The following is a 4,184-nucleotide window of genomic DNA, read 5'->3' as shown; positions in this document are numbered from 1 at the left end:
GACCCGGACGGGCTGCACTGGAAGACCAGGGACGTGGTCGCCTGGGCCGCCGGGCCGCGGGGGCCGTGCCGTTCTGCGCCGCGCACTCCGGACCGGTCAGCCGGTCGAGTCCACGGGGAAGGCCACCGGGTACGCCTCCGCGAAGTCGGCCGAGCGGGCCACCTCGCGCCACCTGGTGTCCTCCGCCAGGAGCCGCCGGTCCATCGCGATCGAGAGCTCGGCGGCGTTCACCCCGAGCGGCAGGTGGTGCGGGATGTCGCGCCGCTTGGCCACCCGGACCAGGATCTCGGCGGCGCGCACCGGGTCGCCGGCGGTGGCGGCGCCGCCCTGCCGCAGCCGCCGGTTCACGGCGCCGACCGTCCCGTCGTAGGCCTCCGGGACGTCGTGGACCTCCATCGAGGAGCCGGCCCAGTCGGTGGCGAAGCCGCTGGGCTCGACCACCAGCACCCGTACGCCGAACGGCTCGGTCTCGGCGCGCAGCACCCGGCTGAACCCGTCGATGGCGAACTTCGCCGCCTGGTACGAGGCGATGCCCGGGGAGCCGCCGACCCGCCCGCCCACCGAGGAGAACTGCACGACCAGCCCGCCCTTCTGCTCGCGCAGCAGCGGGAGCGCGGCCTTGGTGACGTGGTAGACGCCCCAGAAGTTGGTCTCGAACTGGGCGCGGAAGTCGGCGTCCTCGGTGGTCTCGATCGGCGAGACGTTGGCGTAGCCGGCGTTGTTCACCAGCACGTCGATCCGGCCGAAGGCGGCGTGCGCCTCGGCGAGGGCCGCCCGGGCCGCCGCCGGGTCGGTGACGTCCAGCGCGACGGGGCGGATCCGGTCGCCGAACTCCTCGACGAGGTCGGCGAGTTGCTCGGGCCGACGGGCGGACGCGGCCACCCGGTCACCGGCTTCGAGCGCGGCGCGGACGAGGGCGCGACCGAAGCCGCGCGAGCTGCCGGTGATGAACCAGGTCTGTTCGCTGTTCTGCTGCATGCTCTGCTCCATGCCGCTAGTAAAACACCGTTGCGTTATTAGCACAACGGTGTTGCGGTATTACGGCAACGCCGTTCCCCTACCATGGGCGGGTGGATGACGCATCGGAGTTCCAGCGCGCACGCTCACCCGAGGCCAAGCGCCGGCGCGAGGCCGCGATCCTGGCGGCGGCCCGGTCGCTCGGCGCCGAGCGGGGCATCAGGGACATCACCCTGACCGACATCGCCGCCGCGGTGGGGATGCACAAGTCGGCGCTACTGCGGTACTTCGAGACCCGCGAGGAGATCTTCCTGCGGCTGACCGCCGAGGGCTGGGCGGAGTGGTCGGAGGCGCTGACCGCGCGGCTGCGGGAGACCGCGGAGCCGGACCCGGCCGCCGTCGCCCGGGCGTTCGCCGCCACCCTCGCGGCCCGCGGGATGTTCTGCGACCTGCTCGCCCACGCCCCGCTCAACCTGGAGCGCAACGTCTCGCTCGACGCGGTGCGCGCGTTCAAGCTCGCCACGCTCGCCGCCCGCGAACCGATCGACGCCGCCGTCCGCGAGCTGCTGCCCTCCCTGGACGGGCAGGACGTCGTCGACCTGATCGCCACCGCCGTCTCGCTGGCCGGGGCCATGTGGCAGATCGCGAACCCGGGCCCCGAGGTCGCCGCGCTCTACCGCAGCGACCCCCGGCTGGCCCACGCCGTCATCGAGGTCGAACCCCGGCTCGCCCGCATCCTGACCGCCACCCTCACCGGGCTGGCCGCCGGAACGGGCACGCCGCGGGACTGACCAGGCCACGCCGCCCGGGGCCGTCGCGGTGCACTCGGATGGATCATCTGACGTGCCGCACAAGGGATTTGACCCTACGGTGCGGCCAGGGGGTCATCCGAGCGGAAGGCTGTTTCTGGCAATGGCTGGCAAATTCGAGCTGTACGTGGACGAGGGCGGCATGCACCGGTTCCGGCTCAAGGCGAGCAACGGGGCGATCGTGGTGACCGGCGACCCGCAGGAGAGCAAGGACGACTGCCTGAAGAGCATCGCGTCGATCCGCAAGCTCGCGCCGTACGCGGAGCTCAAGGAGACCGCCGGGTCGGTGTGACGCCGTGGGACCGGCGTGGCGCCGTGAGGTCCGTAGGACGGCGTGGGACCGGTATGACGGCGTGGGATCGGTATGACCGTTTGACCGTATGACGGGGCGCGCTCCGGGACGCGGGTCGGTGGTGCAAATCGCCGACCCGCGTTCGCCTGTACGACAGATCCCTTTGGCCGGGTGCACGCCGGACGCGGACAGAACACCGGCATGCGCGTCGCCATCGTCACGGAATCCTTCCCGCCCGAGGTCAACGGAGTCGCCCACAGCGTGCTGCGGACGGCCGAGCATCTGGTCCGTCGGGGCCACCGGCCCCTTGTCGTCACCCCCGCGCCGGCGCGGGGCGCCGCGTGCCCGCCGGAGACCTTCGGCGGCACCGGGGCGGGGGAGATTCCCGTGGTGCGCATCCCGTCGGTGCCGCTGCCGGGGTACCCGCAGGTGCGGATCGCGCTGCCCAGCCGGCAGCTGGCCGCCGCGATCGCCGGGCACCGGCCGGACATCGTCCACCTGGCCAGCCCGTTCGTGCTCGGCGCGCGCGGGATGCAGGTCGCGGCGCGGCTCGGGGTGCCCGCCGTGGCCGTCTACCAGACCGACCTGGCCGGGTACGCGCACGCCTACCGGGCCGGGCGGGGGCTCGGGGAGGCCGCCGCCTGGCGGCGGATCCGGACCGTGCACCGGGCGGCCGCCCGCACCCTGGCGCCCTCCACCCCCGCCGCCCAGGACCTGACCGCGCACGGGGTGCCGCGGGTGCAGCTGTGGCCGCGCGGGGTGGACTCGGCGCGCTTCCACCCCCGACACCGGGACGAGGCGCTGCACCGGGCGCTCGCCCCGGGCGGGGAGGTGCTGGTCGGGTACGTCGGACGGCTGGCGCCCGAGAAGCGGGTCGACCTGCTGGCCGCGGCCTCGGCGCTGCCCGGGGTGCGGGTGGTGGTCGTCGGCGACGGCCCGTCGGCCCCCGGGCTGAAGGCCTCGATGCCGGGCGCGGTGTTCCTCGGCCGGCGCACCGGCGACGCGCTGGCGCGCTGCTTCGCGACCCTGGACGTCTTCGTGCACACCGGCCCGCTGGAGACCTTCTGCCAGACCATCCAGGAGGCGATGGCCAGCGGCGTGCCGGTGATCGGCCCGGCGGCGGGCGGTCCGCTGGACCTCGTCGCCCACCACCGCACCGGCCTGCTGGTACCGCCCCGGGACGGCGCCGCGGTGGCCCGGGCGGTGGCCGAGCTGGCCGCCGACCCGGCTCGGCGCGCCGCGTACGGGCGGGCCGGGCGCGCCGAGGTGACCGCGCGCACCTGGGAGGCGGTCGGGGACCTGCTGCTGCGGCACTACGCCGAGGTGCTGGCGGAGCACCGCGGGCTGCCGCTGCCGCCCAGCGTCCCGGCGGCGGTCGAGCCGGTGACGCCGGTCCTGCCGGAGGAGCTGCCGGCATGAGGCCTGCGTCCGACGGCGGTGCGGCAACAGGGGACGGCGGGGGTCTGACGATCGTCCGGCTCGCCAACTTCGTCACCCCGGTCTCCGGCGGCCTGCGCACCGCGCTGCGCCACCTGGGCGCCGGGTACCGGGCCGCCGGACACCGCCCGGTGCTGATCGTCCCCGGCGAGCGGCGGTCCGAGGAGGAGACCGAGCAGGGCCTGGTGGTCACCCTGCCCGGCCCGGTGCTGCCGGCCAGCGGCGGCTACCGGCTGCTCACCGACCGGCGGGCGGTGGCCGCCGAGCTGACCAGGCTCTCCCCCGACCGGCTGGAGGTGTCCGACCGCACCACGCTGCACTGGACCGGCCCGTGGGCGCGGCGGCACGGGGTGCGCTCGGTGATGGTCTCGCACGAGAGCGCCACCGGGCTGCTGCGCACCTGGGGCCTGCCGGGCCCGCTGGCGGGCGCGGCGGCCGACCGGCTCAACGCGGCCACGGCCCGCGCCTACGACTCGGTGCTCTGCACCACCGACTGGGCGGCGGCGGAGTTCCGGCGGATCGGCACCCCGAACCTGGTCCGGGCCCCGCTGGGGGTGGACCTGGACGCGATGCGCCCGCTGCCGGCGTCCGAACGGGCTTGTCGACCTTGCGGCCGGCGATGTCCATGGGGAGGGTGATGTTCTCCAGGGCGGTCAGCGTGGGGAGCAGGTTGAAGGCCTGGAAGATGA

At 75.0% G+C, this 4,184-nt stretch carries 4 protein-coding genes and 2 pseudogenes; 4 read left to right on the top strand and 2 right to left on the bottom strand.

Annotation, left to right across the window (positions count from 1 at the left end; all coding sequences use genetic code 11):
• Nucleotides 1-96 precede the first annotated feature (96 nt).
• Nucleotides 97-990: an SDR family NAD(P)-dependent oxidoreductase gene (locus ABZW03_RS38125; protein WP_355269061.1), complete on the bottom strand. Its 894-nt coding sequence runs from the start codon at nt 988-990 to the stop codon at nt 97-99.
• 80 nt (nt 991-1,070) lie between these two features.
• On the opposite strand from ABZW03_RS38125, the gene ABZW03_RS38120 reads away from it, so the two are divergent.
• The 4 genes and pseudogenes from ABZW03_RS38120 to ABZW03_RS38105 form a co-directional block, all read left to right on the top strand.
• Nucleotides 1,071-1,748 (top strand): TetR family transcriptional regulator, encoded by a 678-nt coding sequence (locus ABZW03_RS38120; RefSeq protein ID WP_355269059.1) that lies wholly within the window; start codon nt 1,071-1,073, stop codon nt 1,746-1,748.
• Nucleotides 1,749-1,869: 121 nt separating this feature from the next.
• Nucleotides 1,870-2,058: a DUF1508 domain-containing protein gene (locus tag ABZW03_RS38115; RefSeq protein ID WP_355269057.1), complete on the top strand. Its 189-nt coding sequence runs from the start codon at nt 1,870-1,872 to the stop codon at nt 2,056-2,058.
• A gap of 201 nt (nt 2,059-2,259) precedes the next feature.
• Entirely contained in the window at nt 2,260-3,477 is a 1,218-nt protein-coding gene (locus ABZW03_RS38110; RefSeq protein WP_355269055.1) for a glycosyltransferase family 1 protein, read from the top strand.
• Nucleotides 3,474-4,061, top strand: a pseudogene (locus tag ABZW03_RS38105) (glycosyltransferase); the annotation flags it as partial. The gene ABZW03_RS38110 and the pseudogene ABZW03_RS38105, both read left to right, overlap by 4 nt.
• Nucleotides 4,062-4,092: 31 nt before the next feature.
• Here the strand turns inward: ABZW03_RS38105 and ABZW03_RS38100 are convergent.
• A pseudogene (locus ABZW03_RS38100) lies at nt 4,093-4,184 on the bottom strand (ABC transporter ATP-binding protein); the annotation flags it as partial.

Source organism: Kitasatospora sp. NPDC004799 (genome assembly GCF_040609095.1).
Lineage (GTDB): Bacteria > Actinomycetota > Actinomycetes > Streptomycetales > Streptomycetaceae > Kitasatospora.
This window is presented reverse-complemented; position numbering and strand designations above follow the sequence as displayed.